Source organism: Xanthocytophaga agilis, from assembly GCF_030068605.1.
Lineage (GTDB): Bacteria > Bacteroidota > Bacteroidia > Cytophagales > 172606-1 > Xanthocytophaga > Xanthocytophaga agilis.
In genome coordinates this window covers 146,125-171,505 of record NZ_JASJOU010000014.1, presented here as the reverse complement: position 1 = coordinate 171,505, position 25,381 = coordinate 146,125, and the positions used below count along the sequence as shown (strand labels likewise).

At 36.4% G+C, this 25,381-nt stretch carries 16 protein-coding genes; 6 read left to right on the top strand and 10 right to left on the bottom strand.

Annotated features, from left to right (window positions below; translation table 11 throughout):
- Window positions 1-102 precede the first annotated feature (102 nt).
- Window positions 103-2,406 carry a penicillin-binding protein 1A gene (locus QNI22_RS30650; RefSeq protein ID WP_314516855.1) on the top strand — a complete coding sequence of 768 codons (2,304 nt, stop codon included), beginning with the start codon at window positions 103-105 and terminating at the stop codon, window positions 2,404-2,406.
- Between the two features lie 608 nt (window positions 2,407-3,014).
- Window positions 3,015-4,817 (top strand): excinuclease ABC subunit UvrC, encoded by a 1,803-nt coding sequence (uvrC, locus tag QNI22_RS30645; protein ID WP_419836251.1) that lies wholly within the window; start codon window positions 3,015-3,017, stop codon window positions 4,815-4,817.
- A 64-nt stretch (window positions 4,818-4,881) separates the two neighbouring features.
- Here uvrC and porN read toward each other — a convergent pair whose 3' ends face one another.
- The 9 genes from porN to QNI22_RS30600 form a co-directional block, all read right to left on the bottom strand.
- Complete coding sequence (porN, locus tag QNI22_RS30640; RefSeq protein ID WP_314516852.1) at window positions 4,882-5,742, bottom strand: type IX secretion system ring subunit PorN/GldN; 861 nt, start codon at window positions 5,740-5,742, stop codon at window positions 4,882-4,884.
- Between the two features lie 191 nt (window positions 5,743-5,933).
- The gene (porM, locus tag QNI22_RS30635; RefSeq protein ID WP_314516851.1) at window positions 5,934-7,517 is read right to left on the bottom strand and encodes a type IX secretion system motor protein PorM/GldM; all 1,584 of its coding nucleotides are present in this window, start codon (window positions 7,515-7,517) and stop codon (window positions 5,934-5,936) included.
- A gap of 52 nt (window positions 7,518-7,569) precedes the next feature.
- Entirely contained in the window at window positions 7,570-8,379 is an 810-nt protein-coding gene (gene porL / locus QNI22_RS30630) for a type IX secretion system motor protein PorL/GldL (protein WP_314516849.1), read from the bottom strand.
- A gap of 184 nt (window positions 8,380-8,563) precedes the next feature.
- On the bottom strand, window positions 8,564-9,604 hold the full coding sequence (porK, locus tag QNI22_RS30625; protein WP_314516848.1) for a T9SS ring complex lipoprotein PorK/GldK: 1,041 nt from the start codon (window positions 9,602-9,604) through the stop codon (window positions 8,564-8,566).
- A gap of 216 nt (window positions 9,605-9,820) precedes the next feature.
- Window positions 9,821-10,783, bottom strand: coding sequence for a PorP/SprF family type IX secretion system membrane protein (locus QNI22_RS30620; RefSeq protein WP_314516847.1), 963 nt, complete (start codon window positions 10,781-10,783; stop codon window positions 9,821-9,823).
- 378 nt (window positions 10,784-11,161) lie between these two features.
- Complete coding sequence (locus QNI22_RS30615; protein WP_314516845.1) at window positions 11,162-11,950, bottom strand: uroporphyrinogen-III synthase; 789 nt, start codon at window positions 11,948-11,950, stop codon at window positions 11,162-11,164.
- 28 nt (window positions 11,951-11,978) lie between these two features.
- Entirely contained in the window at window positions 11,979-13,208 is a 1,230-nt protein-coding gene (locus QNI22_RS30610) for a DUF4271 domain-containing protein (RefSeq protein WP_314516843.1), read from the bottom strand.
- 28 nt (window positions 13,209-13,236) lie between these two features.
- Window positions 13,237-14,304, bottom strand: coding sequence for an MraY family glycosyltransferase (locus tag QNI22_RS30605; protein WP_314516842.1), 1,068 nt, complete (start codon window positions 14,302-14,304; stop codon window positions 13,237-13,239).
- A 256-nt stretch (window positions 14,305-14,560) separates the two neighbouring features.
- Window positions 14,561-16,279, bottom strand: coding sequence for a ShlB/FhaC/HecB family hemolysin secretion/activation protein (locus tag QNI22_RS30600; protein WP_314516841.1), 1,719 nt, complete (start codon window positions 16,277-16,279; stop codon window positions 14,561-14,563).
- 700 nt (window positions 16,280-16,979) lie between these two features.
- Between QNI22_RS30600 and QNI22_RS30595 the strand changes: the two genes are divergently transcribed.
- The 4 genes from QNI22_RS30595 to QNI22_RS30580 all read left to right on the top strand — a co-directional run bounded on the left by QNI22_RS30595 (window position 16,980) and on the right by QNI22_RS30580 (window position 22,321).
- Window positions 16,980-18,275 carry an SHOCT domain-containing protein gene (locus QNI22_RS30595; protein ID WP_314516840.1) on the top strand — a complete coding sequence of 432 codons (1,296 nt, stop codon included), beginning with the start codon at window positions 16,980-16,982 and terminating at the stop codon, window positions 18,273-18,275.
- Between the two features lie 137 nt (window positions 18,276-18,412).
- Window positions 18,413-20,311, top strand: a complete 1,899-nt coding sequence (locus QNI22_RS30590; RefSeq protein ID WP_314516838.1) for a WG repeat-containing protein — start codon at window positions 18,413-18,415, stop codon at window positions 20,309-20,311.
- A 141-nt stretch (window positions 20,312-20,452) separates the two neighbouring features.
- Window positions 20,453-21,583, top strand: a complete 1,131-nt coding sequence (hemW, locus tag QNI22_RS30585; RefSeq protein WP_474004535.1) for a radical SAM family heme chaperone HemW — start codon at window positions 20,453-20,455, stop codon at window positions 21,581-21,583.
- 147 nt (window positions 21,584-21,730) lie between these two features.
- Window positions 21,731-22,321 (top strand): hypothetical protein, encoded by a 591-nt coding sequence (locus tag QNI22_RS30580; protein WP_314516835.1) that lies wholly within the window; start codon window positions 21,731-21,733, stop codon window positions 22,319-22,321.
- Between the two features lie 77 nt (window positions 22,322-22,398).
- Here the strand turns inward: QNI22_RS30580 and secDF are convergent, their stop codons facing one another.
- Window positions 22,399-25,347, bottom strand: a complete 2,949-nt coding sequence (secDF, locus tag QNI22_RS30575) for a protein translocase subunit SecDF (protein WP_314516834.1) — start codon at window positions 25,345-25,347, stop codon at window positions 22,399-22,401.
- Window positions 25,348-25,381: the final 34 nt, after the last annotated feature.

Below are 25,381 nucleotides of genomic sequence, written 5' to 3'. Positions count from 1 at the left end.
TGATAGAGTAGCTGATTCTCTATCAGAAATAGATTACTCTTATAACCGTCATCAAAATTTACGTACCTTTACATTTACAAACCAACATCAGTCAACTCAAGCATGATTGTTTTTGAACGTGGTACATACCGCCTGTTTATCCGTATTGTATGGATAAGTTTTGTTGCATTCTGGGCTTTGCTTTTATTTTACATCTTTGCAGTCTCAGTTGACCTGTTTGGGATGTTTGGTCCTATGCCGGACTTAAAAACGCTGGAGAACCCTAAAAATGAGCTCGCATCTGAAGTATACTCAGCAGATGGAATCTTGCTGGGAAAATATTTTGTATCTAACCGATCTCCTATTGAGTATGAAGATATCTCACCTAATCTGATTAATGCGCTTGTAGCCACAGAAGATGTACGTTTTGAACGTCACTCTGGCATCGACTTTAAAGGTACATTTGCGATTATTAGTTCTATTATTACGTTTGATCCCAGAGGCTCCAGTACAATCTCACAACAATTAGCCAAAAACCTGTATAAAACTCGTGGAGAAGGAAGTGAAGGAAGTTTGTATTCAATGCGTCCACTCCGGTTGCTGATTATTAAAACCAAAGAATGGATGACTGCGATTAAAATAGAGCGCAGTTATACCAAGCGGGAGATCATTACCATGTATCTGAACACCGTTGATTTCGGTAGTAATGCCTATGGTATCAAAACAGCTTCTCAAACATTCTTTCGGAAGAAGCCTGCAGAACTGACAATACCAGAATCTGCTGTACTGGTAGGCCTATTAAAATCAACAACTGCTTATAATCCCAAGCGGAATCCGGATCGTGCTAAAATACGTCGGAATACTGTTATGCAGCAGATGGTAAAATATAGTTATCTGACAGAAATAGATTATGAAAAATTTAAGGAGCAACCCATCGAGAAGATGATTGAAAACTATACAGTTGAGAATCATAGTAAGGGGTTAGCAACGTATTTCCGGTCAGTATTACAGCGAGAGCTACAAAGATGGTGTCGTGAGAATGGCTATGATATTTACAGAGATGGATTAAAAATATATACGACTATTGACTCCCGTATGCAGGCTCATGCAGAAGAAGCGGTAGCTCAATGGATGAAACAGTTGCAGGTCAAATTTAATACACATTGGAAAGGCAAAAATCCCTGGGTTGATGAGAATCGCAAGGAGATAGCAAACTTTATTGAGAACGCAGCAAAGGGAACTCCTCACTTTAGAGAATTACAACAAGCAGGAATTGATGCTGATGAAATCTGGCAGGAGATGAACAAGCCCGTGCCTATGCGGATCTTCAGCTGGCAGGGCGAAAAGGACACCGTTATGAGTCCTATGGATTCTATACGCTACTATAAACGATTTCTGCAAACAGGGTTACTTTCAATGGTGCCAGCAACCGGAGAAATCAAAGCATGGGTTGGAGGATTAGATTTTAAATATTTTCAGTATGATCACGTTAAACAGGGGCGTCGCCAGCCAGGTTCATCCTTTAAACCTATTGTTTATGCAACAGCCCTTGACAATGGTTATACACCCTGCTATACAGTGGTAGATGCACCCATCACATTTGCAGAAGATGTAGGAGGTAAACCCTGGACACCCAATAACTCCGATGGTCCTCCCAGTGGCCGCCAGTTTACTCTCCGTCAGGCTATGGGACGTTCCATTAATACCATTTCTGCGTATCTGGTAAAGAATCTTGGACCTCAGAAAGTAGTAGACTATGCAAAACGACTAGGCATCACTAGTCCATTAGAAGCAGTTCCTTCCATTGCCTTAGGTACTCAGGATGTATCTATCTATGAATTATTAGGTGTGTATTCAACATTTGTGAATAGTGGCATCTGGAATGAACCCAAATATATTACCAGAATTGAAGATAAAAACGGCAATGTGATATGGGAACCTGTACCTCGTAATGTAGAAGTTTTGAGTGAAGAAACAGCCTATCTGATGACATATATGCTTCAAGGAGCAGTACAGGAAAGAGGAGGAACAGCACAGGGCCTGCATCGTTATAAAATATGGAAAGACTATCCGGAAGTTGGTGCGAAGACAGGTACTACTCAGAATCACTCTGATGGATGGTTTATGGGGGTTATGCCTAATCTGGCAACAGGTATCTGGATTGGAGGAGATGACCGAAGTATACACTTTAGAGATCGTACAGGGGAGGGAGGAAAAATGTCCCTGCCATTATGGGGTATGTATATGGAAAAAGTTGTCAATGATCCTCAACTTGATTTTAAACCAGGCAAGTTTAAAAAGCCAGCTACTCTCTCTGTATCATTAGACTGCTCAGCATACCAAATCACTTCGGCAACAGATTCAATCAAAGATAAGACATATCAGGCCCCTTCCGCTAAAGATCTTGAGAATGAAGGCTTTGAATAGGTAAGCATTGCTATATACTGATTTCTGAAAAAAAGACTCATCCCTAGTAGAGATGAGTCTTTTTTTCAGTATTTTTCTTGTCTGTGCATTATTCTATGCAAAAGTTTTTTTAGTAAAGGCACGACAGCTTTACTGATTAGTTGAGAGATTGCATAGTATTCATGGCAGTTTTGCTTTTGAACAGAGTTCCAATCATTTTCTCTTTTACGCACACTTAACCGCATTTTTTATTTTGACCGGAATTCCGATCACTTTCTCTTCTTGCGCATTATTCACGGCAAAACATTTTTTGAGCGGAATTCACCGCAAAACGACTTCTTGCATAGAACTATACACAACGAAACTTTTTGTGGTGAATTAAACTCAAGGAGTAATTTTGCAATAAATCCAATATATAGCGTTAGACAGCTAAAGTCTATAGCTATAGTATGACCTGACTTATATATCTTACGATGCTATGTATATCAAGCTTTTACTTGCCAGATAAACCAAAGCCTCCCAATTTTGTGTTTATCTTTGTAGTAACTTATAAGCTCTGTAATACTATAAGTAATCTTGTACGGTTAACCAGATTACAATCCTATCACTATTTATATTCTGCCAGCCCAGTGACAGTCTTGAAAGAACAAATCAGTAAATTACCAGATACACCAGGGGTTTATCGTTATTTTGATGTAGATAATGAATTGATCTATGTGGGCAAAGCGAAAAACCTAAAAAACCGGGTATCCAGTTACTTTAACAAATCAGCCAATCATGATCAGAAGACCCGAAGAATGGTATCTCAGATTGATCGGCTGGAATTCACTGTCGTCAATTCTGAATTTGATGCATTATTGCTTGAAAATAGTCTTATCAAACAATATCAGCCTAAGTATAATATCTTACTTCGTGATGATAAGACGTATCCTTATTTGTGTATTACGAATGAGCCTTTCCCAAAACTTATACCCACTCGCCATCTGGATAGATCGTTAGGTACATACTTTGGACCCTATGCAAGTGTAAAAACCATGCATACCTTGTTGGAATTTCTACGTAAGCTATATACAATACGTACCTGTAACCTGAATTTAACTCAGAAAAATATTGAAGCAAAAAAATTCAAGGTTTGCCTGGAATATCATATTGGGAATTGCAAAGGTCCATGTGAGGGCTTGGTAAGCAGAGAGGAATATGACAAAAACATAGATCAGGTAAAAAATATCCTTAAGGGACATCTGACTCCTGCAATACAACACTTTAAAGAACAAATGCAGGAAGCAGCAATGGAACTGGCTTTCGAAAGAGCGCAGGAATACAAAGAGAAACTATCTTTATTGGAAGGCTTTCAAAGCAAATCGCTGATTGTTAACCCGAATATTTCAAACATAGACGTTTTCACAATTGCTTCGGATGAGAAAAATGCCTATGTGAATTATATGCAGATAGTAGATGGCTCCATTATACATACGAAGAATGCTCTTGTCCAGAAAAAACTGGATGAATCAGAAGCCGACATACTTTCACATATTATTCTAGGGCTACGTGAAGAGCACCAAAGTGAATCAAAAGAGATTATTACTAACACTTCTCTGGACATCGAATTATCAGGTATATCCTGGACAATTCCTCAGATTGGCGACAAGAAGAAATTGGTAGATCTTTCATTAAAAAACGCATTATACTTTAAAAGAGATCTTACCCAGAAGAAGGAACAAAAAGGAGAAGTATTGGCAGAAAAAGGAAAAAGGGCTCTGGTAAAACTCCAGCAAGATCTACAGTTAAAAGTCTTACCTACTCATATAGAGTGCTTCGATAACTCTAACTTTCAAGGGACTAATCCTGTCTCTGCCATGGTCTGCTTTAAAAATGGCGTTCCATCCAAAAAAGATTATCGTCATTATAAAGTCAAAACTGTTGAAGGTCCTGATGATTTTGCTACCATGCATGAGGTAGTCACCCGACGTTACACTCGATTATTGAATGAAAGTTCCCCCCTTCCCTCTTTAATTGTCATAGATGGAGGAAAAGGTCAGTTAGGAGCAGCTACGCAGGCACTAAAAGAGCTGGGTATTTACGGACAAATCCCAATAATTGGCATAGCCAAACGATTGGAAGAGATCTATTTTCCAGGAGATGAAATTCCTATTCATATTGATAAAAAGTCAGAATCATTAAAACTGATTCAACGCATACGTGATGAGGCCCACCGCTTTGGGATTACTTTCCACAGAGATTTGCGTAGTAAGAATACGATGACTACTCAGTTATTCGACATTCCAGGCATAGGACCAGAAACAGCCAATAAGCTTCTGACATTATTTAAATCTGTCAAAAAACTCCGGGAAGCTACAATGGAAGAATTAACTGAGGCTGTGGGTAAATCAAAAGCACAAAAAGTAAGAGACTTCTTTGAAGGAGAAAGATAAAACTTAGTAACTACAAATAAAAAAGGGGCAGAATAGCCCCTTCTCGTACATATCTTGTATTGGATTAGAACTCCCACAAATTGTGTTCATATTCCATTAGTTGTTGCTTCATCCACTCAGATGCCAATAAACCTTTTTTACCACCGTCATAGATCTCTGTTAGATCTTTATCGTCTGGGTTAGACACTTTGATGATACGTCCTGAGAATAGACGTAGTTCAAATGCATCAGCTAAGTTTTTGTGTTCCTGATTGTTCTGAGAATTGAAATATACTGCATTTGGACTGCTCTTGAACAATTTGTACAAGTCTTTAAATTTGAATGCAGCCATACGTTTCTGGATACCTAGATCCCCATTTTTTTCGGCAGGAAGCCAGAAAGTAATTGCCTGTGTATCCCAGTAAGCACGAGAACGTTGTTTGTCAAAGATAAAGTCTTCTTTTAACTCCATTTGAGTAAAATAAGAAGCAGGATATTCATTTCCACCTCCACCATTTTTAAGGGCAGCGATACGTTGCTTCTTTTCTTCAGGCGTTAAGAAGTCATCTTCTTTTATTCTCTGCTCTTCAAATCTCATATCCTCTGGCGTCATTTGGGTACCAGCAGCACTGATATTTTTTACAAACTCCTCTACAGTTAACTTACTAGTCAGTGAATCTGTAGCATAAGGAGTAAGTAATCCGGCTTTTACAGCATTAATAACGAAGCGGGTGATCTCGTTATTAACAGCCATGAAAGGACGATTTTGCTTTTCGTTCAGGTCTACGTTAGTCCAAACAGTTTTTTTGAACATAATGTCAGACTCATGAATTGGGCGCACAGAATTGGGATTATAACCTCGGGTATCCGCTTCTTGGGCAAAGCAGAAGGTTGATAAGCCCAACGCGATGGTACCCGCAAAAATCCCTTTCATTACGTTTTTCATTTGGAATTTCTTTTTTTGTGAATAATTTGTGCTGATATGGAAAATCCCTTCAGCCACTTATTTTGTTCTTACTTAAACGTCAACTGATTGTATCTTAGTATAGAGACCAACACAATACCAATCAACACATTCTTTTAGTTTTAGAAAGTAGTCTGATTACAATACGTATATCAGACTACTTTTGTTATTTATTAATTCAGAGAAGCACTTACAATTGTGCTACCTGCGATACCACTTTCAATCAATTGTCCTTTGAAGTTCATACGTTTTACGTCTTTCACTTCGATTACAAGGCGGTCACCAGCACGCATCTGGCTTACCAAACCACCTAAGCTCAGGCGGTCATCACCTTTAGCAGATCCAACCGGACGAGAACCACGTACCAGATAAACTTCAGTTGAAGTTGCTTTGAAACGAGCATCTTTTGGAAGCAAGTTTGCAAATCCTTCATCAGGTACAAGACGAATCTCAAGTGAGTTAGGATAAGGAGCAGACAAACCACGTTTTGTATCCAACTCACGACCGTTGCTAAATACTTTCATTGCAGGCTTAGGAACAGGACGTACTTTGAAATTCTCAGTACCGATTGTTGCACCACCACTGCTTACAGTTACAGCTACCTGAGTACCAGTAGGCACGATAGTAATGTCACCAATGTTAGCACCAGTAAAATGGCTACCACCTGATACAGAGAATGAAGGACGGTAATCAGCACCTAAAGCAGGAACTGTAAATTTCAATTCGTTACCGCAGTTAGCATACAGAGCGTTTACAGACTGAGATTGAACCTGAATAACAGGTTTTACAACTGTATATTCTTCTGTTACAGAGAAAGCAGTATCTTTTCCACTTGGAGAACGGAAAGAGATTGTACCTTTCCAAGTTTGTTTAGATTTTCCTTCTTTGTCATAATTGCTAGCAGAAGCTTTGAAATCAACTTTACCCATTCCATTTGATACAGGAATACCACGTCCATTAAATGTCATAGAAGGAGTTATACCTGAAGAAGATGCAGCAAGGAACATTTCAGCCTTGTAGGATGTACCAGCAGCAATTGTACGAGCTTCAGGGCGAACCATTGCTACAATTTTGTCAAACTTGATAACCCCAACGTTAAGATCAGCTGCCAGTTTTTTCAAAGCCTCAGCTTCATAACGAGCGATTTCACTTTGTTTTTGACTGATTACTGCTAAGGCAGCAACCATTGGAGTAGCTTGGAAATTAAGCTCAACGAAATCTTTGTTCTTTTGAGCCTCATCATCTTTCAGACCATTCACCTCTTTGGCGTCCAATGTTAAAGAAGGAAAGTTTGTTTTTGCGATAGAGTTGATAGAAGCAACATGATCTTCGATTAACTTTCTCATTTCGTAACCTTTTCCATTTTTAGCACCTTCTGCACCAATCATTAGTGATTCAACATCAGTCTCTCCATTAGGGTTTTTAAACTGATTATTTTCAGGATTGATACCGCCTGTAGCTGCAATCAAAGATTTTTTGTACTCTTCTAATGCTGCTAAAGCTTTGGAAGTTTTCTCTTTTACTTCTTTTGCAGCAGTAAGGACTTTAGCTTTATCTCCTGTTGCTTCTTTAGCAATAGCTTCAACCATTTTGTCGTTATTGCTTTCCGCAGCACTAGTAGATTGCTCCAGAGACGTATTAATCAATTCGAATTTTTTAACAATTTCGGAACTTACTTGCAGAGCAAGCAGGGCAGTTAGTACCAGGTACATCATCCCCACCATCTTCTGCCTTACGGTTTCTTTACCTCCAGCCATAGTATGTTTTAGTTTTTCAGATTAAGTGAACGATTTATTTAACTAAAACGGATTAACCTTTCATTGCAGTCAACATGCTACCATAAACTTTGTTCAGCGTAGTCAGGTTGGTTGTCAATTTAGTTAATTCACCTTTGAACTGCTCAGTATCTTTGCTGGCTTGAGCCATATTTTCCATAGCACTTGATAAGCTACCGTAGAATGACTGCATAGCTTTCAGGTGTTTATTAGTATCCTGTAGTTCCATTTCATACACAGCATTCAAAGCGCCTAAGTTTTTAGTCACAGTTTGAACTTGTGCATGGTAAGATTTAGCATCCTGAGCTGCATTAGACATTTCAGCCATTGCAGTTACAGTAGTTGCATATGATTTGTTCATATCAACCAATGCACCAGAAGCTTTCTTTACATTCTGAGCATACTCGTTAGTAGCTACAGAAGCATCTGTAAGATTATTCAGTTTAGAAGCTGTTTCAGCTAAGCTTTTCATACCGCTACCTAAGCTATTGATCAATTCAGGACCAACTTTAGCGTTAGTAAGCATATCATCAAGTTTAGCAGTTAAGCCATTTCCTTTTTCTTTTTGCTCAGGACGACGTTGAGGAAGTTCACCTTTGAAATCTTCAGCTAGCTCAGGATAAACGCGAGTCCAATCTGGATCAGCATGCTGAGGGGCAAAAGCACTCAAGAAGAAGATAGCAGCCTCAGTACCTAGCCCTACGATAAGCATTTCAGAAGCACCTGGCCAGTGCATGATTTTAAATAACGCACCTACAATTACAACTGCTGCACCAATACCATAGACAAATGGCATTACTTTAGCGAAGAAGAAATCAGAAGATCCACCTTTTTTAGCACTCATTTTGTTTTAATAGTTAAAGTTAATAATTGATTGATTGTTTTTTTTAATTAACTGATCATTAATGGATTAAACCACTTGTATGTAAAACATGAATGGATACAGCGAGTCAGCTAGTGTCTAAAACTCATTTTAGACACTATACTCTATCGTGCAAACTTTCAAGATTTTTGGATTTCGGTGTAGTTTAGAATTCAGCTCCAGAAGAACGACCCAAATAAGTCATTGCGCAACGGAAACCAACGTAAGCTTTAGAAGTATCCTGAAATTCGAAAGTACGTGTACCTGTTTCCAGATAGTAAGCTACGTCTTTCCAGGAACCACCACGTACAATTTTACGAGGCTCGGCATCATCTGTGTATTTAGGGTTCAAATCCCAGGTAATCGTCATTGCAGCAGGATGGTAAGCATCTTCACACCATTCAGCTACGTTACCAGCCATATCATACAAGCCGTAATCGTTAGAGAAGAAAGATGCAACAGGCCCTGTATACATGAAACTATCATTATAGTAGTTACCACGACCTGGTTTGAAGTTAGCTAACAAACAGCCATATGCGTTTGAGATATAAGGGTTACCCCAAGGATATTTAGCCATATCACGACCACCACGAGCTGCATATTCCCACTCAGCTTCAGATGGCAGACGGAAATTAGGCATTGGGAATTTGCCTTCTTTTGCACGGTAAGCATTCAGATATTTTGTACGCCATTCACAAAAATAACGTGCAGCAAACCAATCGATACCAACTACAGGATAATCATCAAATGCTGGGTGCATATAGTAATACTCCATCATTGGGTCTCCATAGTGGTGAGCAAAGTCTTTTACCCAAACTGTTGTATCAGGATATAATTCTTTCATGATATAATCTTCACCCAGTACAGAAGCAGAATCTTTCAGCATACCATTCACAAACTGACGATATTCGTTGTTTGTGATTTCAGTATCATCCATATAGAATCCACCAATGGTGATCTGCTTATTCATACTTATTAGTGAGTGTGGCACATCCTCATCAGCCTGGCCCATGTGGAATGTACCAGCTGGGATTGGTACCATTCCGAACGGGATCTCCTGACGCCAGCCTTCACGACCAGGAACACCTACAAGTTCCCCCCGATCGTCGTTCTTGTTACGCTTACCCAGCAATCCGCAACTCTGTAAAAATACAGTGGCAAGCGCAACCAAGCAGCAGTAAAGTCTCATTCGATTCATTTGATTCATAACACCTGTTTAATTATAATTTTCTGTTTTAATTCCTGTTTAACGAGCTTGATTCAAAAGACAGTTACAAATTTAGTCGGTAAAATTAATTTTGTTTGTCAAAGATAAAGCTAATCCAAACGTTGTAATATTTACGATAAAAACACAGTATTGTTCTCTAGTGATAGTTTAAACGCCTCTTGATATTTTATTATTGTTTGTAAAGGCATTTTGTTTTTAATCATTTCGAAATCTGGGAGTTCGCTTAATAGTTTTTACAATAGGTTTAGGAGGAGGTAAGGTATAGGTAACCATGAACTCATTTGAGGTCGGTTGTTTAACAGTCTGTGCCTTAATGATATAATCAAATGAATACCCTATACGTAAGGAATTGTCCTTTAAGAGACTTACACCTGCCAAAAAACCAACAGCATCCCCTTGACGAAAGGATAAACCAGCAGAAAACTTCTGGTTATAGGTGGCTACAGTGCTTACCTCAAAAGAAGTAGTATTGAAATCAGATTTAAACAACACAGATGGTGAAAGAACGATCTGATAAGTAAGATCGTAGTAATAACCAGCATTAATGTAAATATGCCTGTTCAATGGATTCTTCAGTTTATCTGTTCCAAAATTGAATTCTGCTTGAGTAAGGTGGTTCACACTTACGCCTCCATAAAATTTTTCTGATGTATAGAAAACCCCTAACGCAAAGTCCGGTCTGATCTGAAACTCTTTTCCGGTACGATTGGATAAAACAGGATCACTGTCATCTATAGCTCTGTATTTGTCAAAGTCAAGTGATTGTGCATAATACCCACCTCTAATCCCTAAAGATATTTTCCCTTTATCGATTGGAAACTGATAGGAATAAGATATTGCTGCCTGGGAATTTGCCTGTGGTCCTAAACGATCATTGACATAATGGAAACCTATTCCACTTCGTATGCGTAGAATAGGAGTATTTAAACTAAACATTGCAGTGTTAGGAGCTCCTCCCGGATCAAAAGTACCCTGATAAGCGGTCCATTGACTTCGGTACAACGCCTGAAACTTTGTCTTGTTTTCTACTCCAGCATACGCAGGATTGATAAAAAGGTTGTTGTACATATATTGAGTAAACTGAGGATCTTGCTGTGCGTTAGCAATAGAGTACCCCAGCCACGCCAATAATAAGGAGAAAAGTATTCGTTTGTGCATAGCGTATGTTAGATGCTAAAGAGATTAAACCCATCCTAGAGACAACAAGAAAAGCTACTCATACCAAATGATCCATTAAAAAAGACCAAAAGATATTTTAGCTTGTTGCCGACTTAATTCCAAATACTTGGAGTTTTATGGCTTAAATATAGCAATTAGATTTGGACGTATATCAAAATAGTAACCGATACTTTTCTCTAATATCATCCAAAAGTGCTGCTTTTACATGTAAAACGCATATTTTGTATAAATATTGGAGTAGAACCTTACTTCATTTTGACATATTTTCACAAAGAAAAACACGTCCAAACCCTTAAAACACACTGACTAGCAAACACTTAATAAAATTACAACATTCTCTTTTAGCCTTTTATCAAATCAGGAAATTTTATTAGCCTTTTTGATGTACATTTCCAAGGCGCCTGCCATCGAAGGGGCATTAGGTTGAGGTGCTTCAATATCCAAAATGAGACTGGCATCATGAACAGCTTTAGCAGTTGTGGGACCAAATGCGGCAATACGTGTCTTGTTCTGCTTAAAGTCAGGAAAATTAACAAATAGAGAGTTTATGCCTGATGGACTAAAAAATGCAATGATGTCATAATATACATCTGTAAGATCAGACAAATCAGAAGCTACTGTTTGATATAAAACAGCTTCTGTCAATTGCAATCCATTTGTATCCATAAACTCAGGGATATCATTTTTACGAATATCCGAGCAAGGAAATAAGAACTTTTCGTTTTTGTGCTTTCGTAATAAATCAAGCATATCAGAAGCAGTTTTCTGCCCTACAAATACTTTACGTTTACGAACTGTGATATATTTATGCAGATAATTAGCTGTTTGCTCTGAAATACAAAAATATTTCATATCCGGAGGCAACTCCAATTTTGCTTCTTTGGCAATACGAAAGAAGTTGTCAACTGCATTTCTGCTGGTAAAAATCACCGCGGTATGAGCCAGAATATCGATTTTCTGTTTTCTGAATTCTTTTAAAGAAACAGGCTCTACCTGAATAAAGGGACGAAAGTCTATCTTTAATTTGTATTTCTTAGCCAGTTCAAAATAAGGTGACTTATCATCAGCAGGCTTAGGTTGTGAAATCAATATACTCGATACTTTGTAATATCTGTCTTCTACTTGTTGGGTTTCTACAGCGTTCATTCTTGTATCAGAAATGATTGGTAAAAAACTATTTTGCGAGAAATTTAATTCCTATAAGTAATGGAATCAGTTCAGTGGCACAAAGATATGAAAATAAATATAGATTCCGAAATGAAGTAATTTTGTTTAGTACAGAACTAATGGTCACAATACGGATTATGTTGAAAATAAACAATCCTATAACTACCATTTTCAATGCGCCTACCAACCATTGAGGAAAAGATAACATAAAGATAAACTGCAATGGAAGTACTATGAGAAAAAAGATTCGTGAGAATAATAAATACTCATAATAATGTATAGAAGCTACATTATTAATTCCAAATACTATCCCTATGGCATATATAAAAAAATATTTCCCAATTAGCAACACCCATATAATACTTACACACAGAGCAAAATATCCGAACAAACTACCAAATGAATCTGATAACTGAATCGGCAATACATTCACGAAAAAAGTATCGGAATATCTTTGAGCCATCATGTAAAACAAGCTTAATGACATGCTGTGAGCCAAAACAAAAAGAATATTGATCTGACTAAGTGGCTTAGCTATTAATGTTGCATCCTCTCTGCTATCTACCGAAAACATATCATTAAAGCTAAAATTCCGTTTAAATGCTTTGGGATGATAGTTTAACAGAAAAGTATAAAATGCCAGTAAGGAAACAATACATACTGTTACAAAATCAGGAAACTCAGATAAATCCCTTAATTTAGGCTGATAACTATTTCTAACTCCAGACAATACCACATCTGAGTCTTCTTTGTTTTCAATCTGAGAAGCCTTATTCTTATAAGGATATACAATTTGGGCAGTGGGAAGTTGTGAATGCCCATCCGGAACATAAAGTGTAATTAATACAAATCTTGTTTTGTATTGTTTCTGTAAACTGTCAATATTTACTACTGTTCTGCTTTGTGCAGACAAAGTTCGACACAATTGTGATTGAACAAACAAATGAGTCTCTTTAGGTGCTTGTAAGAATAAATTATAGTGTGAATACTTTCTCAAATCAACATATAAACTCAAAGCAGCCTGTACCCCATGTTCCTTCCGGAAATAAGGAATATAGCCCTTATAATTGTCATTGTAAATAACCCACTGATCCTCTAATCCCTGAATAAGTTTATAATCAACTGTTGACTGAGAAAAGGAGGTATTAAAAAACACTATACTCACTACAACACTGCTGATAATACGAACATAGTGTGTATAACCCAAACGATAGAATATTTGTATAAGAACTTTCAAAATCTCTCTGTAAATAAGTAGTATTATTTTATCGTTCTGCAGCCACTTCTCCCGAAGTCAAATCTGTAACAACAACAGGTTGTTTATTTCTACCTATATAAGAAAATCCAATACTTATAAGGATAGAAAGCAGAGCTAACACTGTTAATTGCACATGCATTCCCCATGTAGTAGTCATAACCACCAGAATAATCATTAAAATGTGTAATACAGCTAATACACTTACAGCCTGAAACTGCTTTAGTCCTGCACGTATCAGACAATGATGAATATGGTTCTTGTCTGCCGCAAAAGGGGATTGGCCATTCAGAATCCGGATAATAGCAACACGTAGAGTATCTAAAACAGGTAGATACAGAATGCCTATTGCTATAACAGGTGAATTTTCAACAACAGGCATCTCTACAAAATGAACAGCCATAACTGCAACAATAAAACCACACGTAAGTGATCCTGCATCACCCATAAAAATAATCGCACGATGAAAATTATATCTTAAGAAACCTACTGTTCCTCCAATCAAACTAGCAGCCACATAGCTATATAAAATTTCATCATATATATAGAAATAAGACCCAAACGCAAGAGTAATAATAATAATAGTAGAACCGGCCAATCCATCTAATCCATCTATTAAATTTATTGCATTAGTAATACCTATTATCGTAATAATGGTAAAAGCATAGCTAGTACCAATTTCCAATTCATAAATACCAAAGAGTCCATGAAAATTACTGATCCGTACATCACCCATAAAAATAACAATGCCAGTAGCCAGTAATTGCACAAAAAATTTCTTAAATGCTGAAACAGGTACTATATCATCTTTTAAACCTATAAAAAAAAGAAGTATCGCTCCTGCAAGCACATATTGTACGCCCTGTTCTAATCGCCCAAAAATTGCCAGAGCAGAAATGAAGCCGGCGAAAATTGCCATTCCCCCTAAACGTGGTGTGAGCAGTGCATGCACACTACGACCATTAGGTTCATTTAGCAGTTTCTTGGCATGTGCCACCTGTACAATGGACGGAATAGCAAATACAGAAACTACAAATGCCCACAAAAATGCCAGTAAAAGATTAACAGGTAGATTCAAAACTTAGATATTTGCTAAAGTAAAAAAGAAAAAACTGACCAGAATGAAAACCCGATACTTCTATTATTAAGTGCTCGTTTCAAAGTATCCACAAACAATTATAGAATTTCGAGTTGTATTGAGAAAGATGTTATTATCATTCTCAATATTTTATGCAAATATAAATTGAGAATACTATTCTTTTACAAATTAATTTTCTCTTCTTATACATATGTATTGCATCCCATCATATTATCTTCATGTCAGAGTTACTTTTCTAAAATCGAGAGGTTAAACCAAAATGTATTTTTGAATATCCTATACTAAAAGGCCGAGTCTGTGAATTTCCTAATGCATACATTATAGTAAAAATCCCTGTCTTTGTACTAAAACTCATGCCGGCACCAAATCCAGAGGGTATATCGGTGACAGAGGCTTTCAAAATTTGCGTTCTTATCCATGCTTGATCATAGAATACAAACAGATAGGATGTTTGTTCCCAAAAGAAACGATATTCCAAAGTAGATGTAACATAATCAGAAGCAAAAAAGAAGTTTTCATTGAACCCTCTTATACTTGTCAAACCACCTAAGCGAAATAACTCATTTTGAAAAAGATTATCATTAAAAATCTGAGCGGCAGATAGCTGAAAAAATATACTACTTTTTTTTCCTGTACGGCTATACTTTCGTAGTGTAAACCGATAGGCCAATTGCGGGCTGGATCGTTTAATTATCTGCAAATCAATCTGATCGCTTGGACTTACTTCTTTATTTCCTATTGCAATATTTGCGCTTATCCACCAACCTTTTTTAGGATACAACAAATTATCAACAGCTTTATATGTATAAAAGGCGTTATAAGATAACCAGTTTATATCAGCCTGCTGCACAGTCCCTTTTATTGTGCTGTCAGCCAATCGTGAATTGTATCTATTAACTCCTATACCTATTTTATTCCAGCTATCTAGATTATAGAAAATATTAAGTTGTTGACTCAATGTTACATATCCATTTAATACAGTACTGGAAGTGTCTTCTCTTAGTAATTGAAATGCACCATTTATCTCCAATGGAGTTTTAAAAAAAGCAGGTTGGGTATAACTTATATTTAACCTGGGAGAGCCTTGTTTAATTTGTTGCCAGCTGAACAAAAAACTTCCTCCAGCATTAAGCAAATTATTTAGTTTTAGATTTACTTCTCCTGTTAATAACAACTTTCCTTCTTTTTGTTCATTGGGTTGAAAACCAATTATACCATCTGCTTCACTTGATTTTCCAGCATCTGCAAAGAAAGTAATATAAGCCCTGTCATTTTTAAAAAGGACTTCATAGGGCTGTGTTAAGGACAAATAAGATTGTTGTTTAAGAAGGTTGTAGGCCTGATCTAAACGCTTTTGACTATAAGGTTGTCCTGGTATAATTCTAAGCCAGTTTTCCAGAAAGCGTTTTTTTAACCGGGCCGACCCTATCACTCTTATAGTATCAAATACAATATAAACACCAGGCTCATACTGTAATTTGGCTGATATGTTATCATCCCTTATCTGAATAGAATCAAGAGAAATCGTAGCAAATGGATATCCATGTTCTTCCGAATATACTAATATCCTTTTTTCTAGATCTGCTAATTCCAAATAATTGAATTGTTTGTCTCTATATATTTTCTCGCGAAAATCAACTTCACGCAATATTTCATCCCGAATGTTGCCCTGAGAAAGGCGAGCCCATTTAAATCTACTTCCCAGATAAGCAAATATCAATAAAGTATCTTTCTTCCAGCTTATACTATCAATAGATGCAGTCAAATAACCTTGTTGATGGAGTTTTATAATATTTTGTTGAATTATCTGTACCCCGGAAATTGAATCTATGATAAAATCAGGTAGCTTCTTAACTATGGCATTTTGAAAAGTTGAATCTGAAAACAGATAGTTTACCGACCATCTTTTTTGGGCATATAATGATCCTCCTACCAGCACCAAGTATATTTCCACAACACCATATATAAAAAAAACACAACAAAATCTCTTCATTCTAAGGTTTTAAATTACTTTATTACAATATTTACGATTCGTTTTGAGGTTTTTATTGCACAGATTCAGTAACACTTTTCACAATCTCCTTAAATCAAAAAAAAGTATACATTATTTCACTCTCTATTGACTATCAATATTTTATAGCTTATTTTTAAAAGCTAAATAATAATATCACTTCCTCTAAATAAAAAGTGGCATTAAATTTTACACTACCTCTATCTCTTTGTTATAGCAAAAGCGAAAATTAATAGAGATAAAACGTTTACCTTATCACTAATTCAGTTATATATGTAAGAAAATAGATAATAATAGACTTATCACTTTTTCTTAAAGTTGCTTTTCTTAAACACCTCACTTTTAATTATCAGATTAGAAATATAATTTTATAAAGAGATTTGCATTGTTTGTTGATAATTTATATGTATTTATACGGATCTCTTTATATATTTGCTAAGTTTTTGTGCAAACACAATGTGTTTTACGAGTCAAAAAAAACTATGTAATTTTTAACAAAAAAACACATCTTCTCTAAGATTTTCTATTTTGACCACTATCGTAAAGGCATTTGACTGATATGCAACGTTTTGTAAGTATGACGTGTCTATGCATGTGTGATTGATAATAAAACTATTACCCTACTATTATAAGGCGAATGGCTATGTATAACCAATTTATACTGGAAGAGCTAAAAACCCTGAAAGATCTTTTACAAGCAGGAGCAATCACTCAGGGTGAATTTGATCATTTGAAACAAATTCTCATTGATGGCACTAAAGCATCTAATGAATCAACAGAAACTGGCTCTCAAACGGAAAGAAGTTTGTCTGGAGATGTGTATGAGAATCCAGATGAGGTAATTCGTTATTATTCAAACGAGACTAAAAACTTGCTTCTATATAAGCAATTTGATAAGGCCTATCCGTTTGTTCAAAAGATATTATCACTACGTCCTGAACACAGAGAGGCGAATCGTTTTTTGCAGGAAATCAAAACATATATCAGAAGAGATTATCTGATTGGTGGGGCTATTGGTGTAGTACTTGCTAGTGCTATTTCTATGGTGTTAACATTGGATAAGGATATAAATTTGATTTTACTTTGTATAATACCAGTACTAGGTGGTCTTTTATTGCCTCGTGTAGCAAGTAGCATATTGATCGGAAAAGTTAGTAGCCGCGGAATGCGCTATTTTATTTCTGCAATAACTGTTATTGTTATTGGGTGTGTGTTAAATGTAGCTTTAGCTAATGTATTTGATGGATTAGAAGGAAAACTTATCAATGGGAAATCTGATGAAATCGTAGGTCCCTATGAGATGGTAGATACCACCAACTACACAGTTCTTCCTAGTGATACATCACAAATGCTATCAGAAGTGGGTAATACTCAAGCGGATACAAGTAATAAAACTACAGTGGACGATAGTTGGAAACCAACAGAAAATCCAGATCCAATACCTCAACAACCAAAAGAACCGCAAATAACAGTTGTAGAGGAGGGAAATCCTCAAACAACAGCTGTACGTAATATACTAACTTCTTATTATCAGGATTTAAGCAGCCAGAAATTTGATGCAAATAAATATTATGCAAAAAAGGTAAAACGTTTCTTTAATCTGCAGGATATTTCTCCTCAAACAATTACTGATGAGGTGCATAATAATTACTATACTGACTTTCAAGATGCAGTAAGTACTATTGCATCTAACTCTCTGTCAATAGAACCTATGAAGGGTGGAATGTATCAGGCAGACTTTAAAGAAGTGATTAAATGTTTCCGTAAATCAGCAAACAAAGGACAAACGATTACTTCACAAGTAAAAGTGCTCTTTGATAAAAATATGAAAATCATTTATTACTCATCTCGCCCTTTATCAACAAAGGAGTTTGGTGATCGGGCAGACGAAAAATCTGCTACCAAAATGGTATACTATCGGGAAGATACCAATCAGTAGTAAATACAATACTTTTATTTCTACCAAGTCAAATGAGGTAACTACTTAACCATCATTTGACTTGGTTGTTTTTATTCTAACTAACAACCTCTCCACCAATCTTACAATCAGAGTAAGGTCTGATACGACTAGTAAGTATGAAAGTCCTAATACTGAATATTCTTTTGCTTTTTAGCATTGCTTCTCTCGCTGTAACTCAGACAGATGACCTTGAAAAAGCATTAAAAGCCTTAAAAGAAAAAGATTTTAATGCGGCCAAAGTATTAATTGAACAAATTATCACTAAAAACTCATTTGATGCAGGTGGATATTATGCTCTTGCAGTCTATTATGCAGATAATGACAACAAGCCTCACGACTACTATAAGTCTCTTGATTATTTGACTTTGGCAGAGAAATATTATTCAACTCTCACAACAAAAGAACTAACAAACCTGCAGAAATTAGGAGTTACTCTTCTTGAAATGCAGAAGTTAAAACAAACTATTGGACAGCAAGCGGTACAAGATGCTATTGCATCTCAAAATCCGACAGCTATAGACAAAGTAATTTCAAAGTTTTCGACTTTACCAAATGTAGTAGAAAAGGCTATTGAATATAAAAATGCAATGGCCTTTGAAGAAGCTAAACGCGTAAATACCTATCAGGCTTTTCAAAATTTTTATATTAAATACCCATCCGCCAAACAGGTTCCGGAAGCAAAAAACAAGTACGAACAATTACTATACGAAAACTTGACATCTGCTCAGAGCTGGCAGGCTTATCAAAAGTTTTATACAAGTTATCCAAATAGCCCTTATGCAGAAAAAGCGAAAAAACAGTATGAAAAACTGTACTATGAACAAAATGTAGCCAGTTCTACTTCTGCGAATACCATAGAGAAATACCTTACAGAAAACCCTAACAGCATTTATAGTCAGAAAGCAAAGAATCAGTTACAAAGCATGTCTTCTTTGTTTCCTATCAGAGTAGGTGATACATGGGGATTCATAAATGGGAATGGGCAAATTGCTATACCTCCTATCTATGAACGAGTAGGAAACTTTTCAGAAGGATTAGCCCGTGTACGCAAACATGGTAAATGGGGAATTATCAATACAAAAGGTAAAGAAATTGTACCACCTGTATATGAACTAATACGCGATTTTAGTGAAGGGGTAACTGCAGTTATCCAACGTAAAAAGAAAGTGCTTGAAGCATTTTATATAGATAGTACAGGAAAACAACTTTTTGCCAAAACATATGTTACAGATGGATCTTATTGGCCTATTCATTCTTTTCAGGAAGGTTTAGCCATAGTAGAAGATCCGGAAACTCACAAAATTGGTTTTATAAATAAAAAAGGAGAGTTTGTTGTGGCTCCGTTATTTAACTCTTATGTACCACGAAAAGGTACTATTGGTACTTATCCTTTCTCTTCTTTCTCCGAAGGATATGCATGGGTAAAAAACGAAGAAGGAACAGGACTTATTGACAAGAATGGTGTTTTCTTAATAAAGGGATCATATACCCAGTCTTTATTAGATACATTATCAGCACCTCCTTTTTATTATAAATCATTTTCTGATGGCATGTGCTTATTGGAAGAATCCAATAGCTCATTTTATATAGATCGTAATGCCAAGAAAGCGATAACAATCCCTGTTGGATTTACAGCTCTGCCTTTTAGCGATGAAGTAGCATGGACATATTCAAAATATGATAAAAAGTTTTATTTAATTGACAACAAGGGTAAGACAATTCTGGATATTCCAGCATTCAAAGTTTATCCATTTCATGAAGACAGAGCCGTTATTCAGAAAGATGCACCAGCCAACAGGGTATACTTTTATGATCAGACTCCAGATCCAACATATTCTTTTATTGATAAAGCAGGCAGATCTTTATTTGATTTTAAATTTGATATTCCTCACGATCCCCTCTTTGAATATAGCAGCTTTAAAAATGGATTAGCTTGTATCATTCTAAATGGAAAACAAACCTATATAAACAAAGAAGGGAAAATAGTCTGGCAAAGTCCTGAACGTTGGAATTGATCAACTTTTCAATACATAAAATGAATTAACAATAAAACCTTGCCATCTAATTGGCAAGGTTTTATTGTTAAAACGGAATTTTTTTCGTTTATCTCTGCTTATATTGTCAGGTCTTCTAACATTCTATTATTGATTACCACATTGTCAGGTCTCTATATTCATATCCCATTTTGTAAGCAAGCTTGTTATTATTGCGACTTTCATTTTTCAACTAATCAAACCCAGAAAGATGCAATGGTAAAAGCTATTATACAGGAACTGAAGTTGCAAACTTCCTACTTGGATAAACCTCATCTGGAAACTATATATTTTGGAGGAGGTACTCCCTCTCTTTTAACCTATCCACAACTTACCGAGATCTTTGATACAATCTATTCTTATTACTCTGTAAGTTCGGATGCAGAGATTACGCTGGAGGCGAATCCGGATGATCTTGATACAAAAACTTTAACCAATCTTAGCCAATTACCCATAAATAGGCTTAGCATCGGTATTCAGTCCTTTTATGAACATCATTTGCACTATATGCATCGGGCACATACAGCATCTGAAGGGGAACACTGTGTGAAACAGGCTCAGGATAAAGGATTTCAAAATTTAACAATTGATTTAATCTATGGCATCCCTCATCCAGACCATTCTGTATGGCTCAATGATTTGTCAAAAGCTATTGCACTGAATATCACTCATATCTCAGCGTATTGCCTTACGATTGAACCACAAACAGTTTTCGGAAAATGGGTTCAACAAAAAAAGATCAATCCGGTTGACGAAGAATTCAGTGCACTTCAGTTTGAGATGATGATACAATACCTGGAAACTGCAGGCTTTGAACAATATGAAATATCAAACTTTGCTAAAGAAGGTATGTATGCACGTCACAATAGCAGTTATTGGCTGCAAAAATACTATTTAGGCATTGGTCCCTCAGCACACTCTTACAATGGAGCAAGTAGACAATTTAATGTTGCTAATAATGCAGCCTATATCCAGGCTATAAATCATCAAACTATCCCATATACCATTGAAACACTAAGTATTTCAGAACAGATTAATGATTATTTGTTGACCACTTTACGTACAAGATGGGGATGTAATGTTGAACTACTGCAACAAAAATGGCAGTATGACTTATATAAACATAGTGGGCTGCTACTTGAGGAGTATTTGAAGAAAGGCTTATTACAACGTGAAGGCTCAATTCTTAAATTGACCAAAGCAGGTAAATTGCTGGCAGATGAAATCACAGCTGAACTATTTCTTATTGAGTAAACCGCTTCCTATCATACAATCATTCTATTCTCTATCTCCTAAAACATGTCTTTATAATTTCTATTATCTTATTACAGACACTGGCATTATTATTTAGTAGAATTTCTAGGTTAAGATTTTTTACCACTTTCCTAAAAATTTCTCTTTATGAAAAAGCTACAGTATCTACTTACTAATGCAATTTTTGCTTCAGCGCTATTACTTGTTCCATTTTCTGCCTTTGCACAGGATGAGTTAAAAACTCAGCAACCAGCACAAGCAGCACAAATTGGAGATGTTGAAATGCTGCCTGAAGTCTCCAAATCTAAGACTACTGAAAAAGTAGTAGATCATTCTACACAAAATACGACTCAAAAAACGATTCGATTGGTTGCTCCAGAAAATGCAACACCTAAACAAGCCAGAAGAATAGCAAAAGCTAATGAAATGCTTGCCAAGCTTTCAAAACAGCCAACATCAACAGAAGTAAAGGCACCAAGCAAACTTCAAAAGATGGCAGCGCAAATGGCAGTTAAGAAGCTTACTAAAAAGCTTGATAAACTAGGTGTAGAAGAAACGAAAGAAATCAGAGAAATTAAAAGTGCATCCGCAGCACAAGCTGTTAGTAATACAGTCTTGATTGGTATTATTCTACTGGCATTGGGGATTATTTTCCTCGTTGTACCAGGCACAGGTCTGCTAGGATTAATACTGCTCATTGTAGGTCTGGTACTTCTCATACTTGGTCTGGCCCAGTAATAAGTTTTCCAGTATGCTCTAAAATAATAAATGCCCTATCTAATAGGGCATTTATTATTTTCACCAAGTACAGAGCATTATTTCACAAGCAATTCTTTTTCCTTAGTATCCTTATTATCACGATATGCATCTACCACAAATGGCAAGGCGATATAAATAGTAGAATAGAAACCTGTGATTACACCAATTAATAGAGCGAATGACAATCCACGAATTGTTTCACCACCAAATAGTAACAGAATAATTACCACTACAACTACAGTTACTGAAGTAATTACTGTACGCGAGAAAGTCTCATTCAAAGCCTGATTTACTACTTTGGCAGGAGATTCGCCTTTATTGTGTTCAAACGTTTCGCGAACCCGGTCAAATACAACAACAGTATCGTTTACAGAGAAACCGACAATCGTTAATACAGCAGCAATAAAGTTCTGGTCAATATCCAGTGAAAAAGGAAGAATTCCTTTAAACAAAGTATATACAGTTAGAATGATCAATGTATCGTGAATCAACGCAATTGTGGCACCCATTGCATATTGCCATTTACGGAATCGAATCCAGATATAAGCAAAGATTGCTCCCATTGCAATGATAATGGAATAGATAGAAGATTGCTTAATATCTGTAGCCACGGTAGGCCCAACCTTAGCCGTACTTAAAATAGTATACTTACTATTCAGTTTGTCTAATCCTTGCTTCACAGTTGCTTCTACTTTATCTGCAATATTTTCTGAAGGATCTTCAATCAGATAAGTAGTTGTTATCTGTAAAGAGTTAGTTCCACCATATGCTTTCACTTCTGTTTGTGCATTTGGTAATACAGATTCCAATAAATTATCAACTTCGCCACTAGTTACAGCTTTATCAAACTGTACTACATATGTCCAGCCACCTTTAAAATCAACACCATAATCAAATCCACGTACAAACATGGAAACAATACCTGCTCCAATAATAACAGCAGAAACTATGTAAGCAATTTTACGTTTGGAAACGAAATCATAGTTAACATTCTTGAACAAATTCTTAGAGAAAGAAGTAAAGAAGTTAAATGATTTTCCTTTACGTAAACGACTATCAATTAGCAGACGTGTAACAAGAACAGATGTAAACAAGGAAGTAAAGATACCTGCAACCAGTGTAAAGGCGAAACCTTTAACAGGACCAACCCCAAACCACAACAATACAAAACCCGCTAATAAGGTAGTAATGTTTGCATCCAGAATGGAAACAGAAGCAGCACGATAACCTTCAGTTGTAGCAGCTAACAATGGCTGTCCGGCACGTAATTCATCCTTCACACGTTCGTTAATCAATACGTTTGCATCTACCGCCATACCAATTGTTAATACAATACCTGCAATACCTGGTAAAGTCAATACCGCATCAAACTGTACCAATACACCTAAGATCATCAAGATATTCAGGAAAACGGCAATATTAGCTACCCAACCAGAAGAGCTGTAATAGCCAACCATAAACAGAATAATAACCAAGAGACCACCAAAAATAGAAAGCATCCCTTTGTTAATAGCTTCCTGTCCCAGAGTTGGTCCAACTACTTCTTCTTCCACAATACGTGTAGGTACCGGCATTTTACCAGCTACCAGTATATTTGCCAAGTCTTTTGCTTCTTCTATGGTAAAGTTACCTGAGATGGAAGAACTTCCACCCGGAATTTCACCTTGTACTTGTGGAGCAGAATAAACTACATTATCAAGTACAATCGCAATTCTTTTACCAATATTTTGTGCAGTAATACGAGCCCAGTTTCTTCCACCCGCAGCATTCATTTGCATAGAAACTTCAGGCTTTCCTGTTACAGGATCAATATTAGAACGCGCAGAAGAAATCACTTCACCACTTAACAAAGCTGACTGATTACGTCCTTTTTTAATGGCATTCAAAGCGATCAGCTGTGTCCCCTTTGCATCTGCTTCAGCAGGTTTACTATCGTACATAAATGTCAGGTTCTGAGGAAACAGAGTACGTACATCCGGACGAGATAATAATGCATTTACTTTTACAGTATCTTTTACATTAACAAGTAAACCACCTTGTGTGATAGTAAATAATTTGGTTAATGTAGAGCTTTCATTTACTTTGGAAGCAGCCTGTGCAGAATCGCCACCTTTTCCTTTGGCCAACTGATCTGCCAGCGAATTACCAGTAGTATCTGTTTTACCGGGATTTGTTTTTGCATCCAGTTTTGCCAATACGCTATCTGATTTTTGAAGATCTTTCTTAGCATTTTCCTGTTTCACCAAATAATCATTTAACTGAATAAAGTATGGATAGAAATCCTGCATTTCCCATACCTGATAAAACTCCAGCTTTGCTACTCCTTGCAATAATTTACGGACACGCTTAGGATCATCAACTCCCGGAAGCTCAATCTGAATGCGGTTTGTACCTTGTAAACGCTGAATGTTAGGCTGGACAGCACCATACGCATCAATCCGACGACGTAGTACTTCAAAAGACAAATCAATAGTCTTTTCCAGTTCACCCTTTATATAGTTAACCACATCTCTATCTGAAGAATTAAATTTGATAGAGCTCTGGTTAGAACTGTTTGCAAAGAATGATGCTAGTTGTGTATTAGGAGATAACTTCTTGAAATTATCATAGAAGAAATCCACAAAATTACCCTGCTTAGTCATCTGCTCTTTCTGAGCCAATTGCAGTGCTTTTTGAAAATTTGGATCAGGTGAGTTACCAGCCAGAATACGGACTACTTCAGCAGCAGACACTTCCATAGTTACGTGCATGCCACCTTTTAAATCCAGACCTAATTTCACTTCCTGTTCTTTTACTTCTTTGTAGGTAGACCAGAGAAAAACCTTCTCATTCCAGATGGAATCCAGATAAGCCTGCTTACGGGAAACATTTACTTTTCCATCTACAGTAGCAAAATCTACTGCTTTCTGCTCTATCTGACGCGAGACAAAGGTAAAGGACAGGTAATACAAACTCACAGCCGAAAAAGCTATGGTTAAGAAAATAATGAGACCTCTATTTTGCATAAAGAAAGTATGAATTATTAATAAGTTTTAAAGA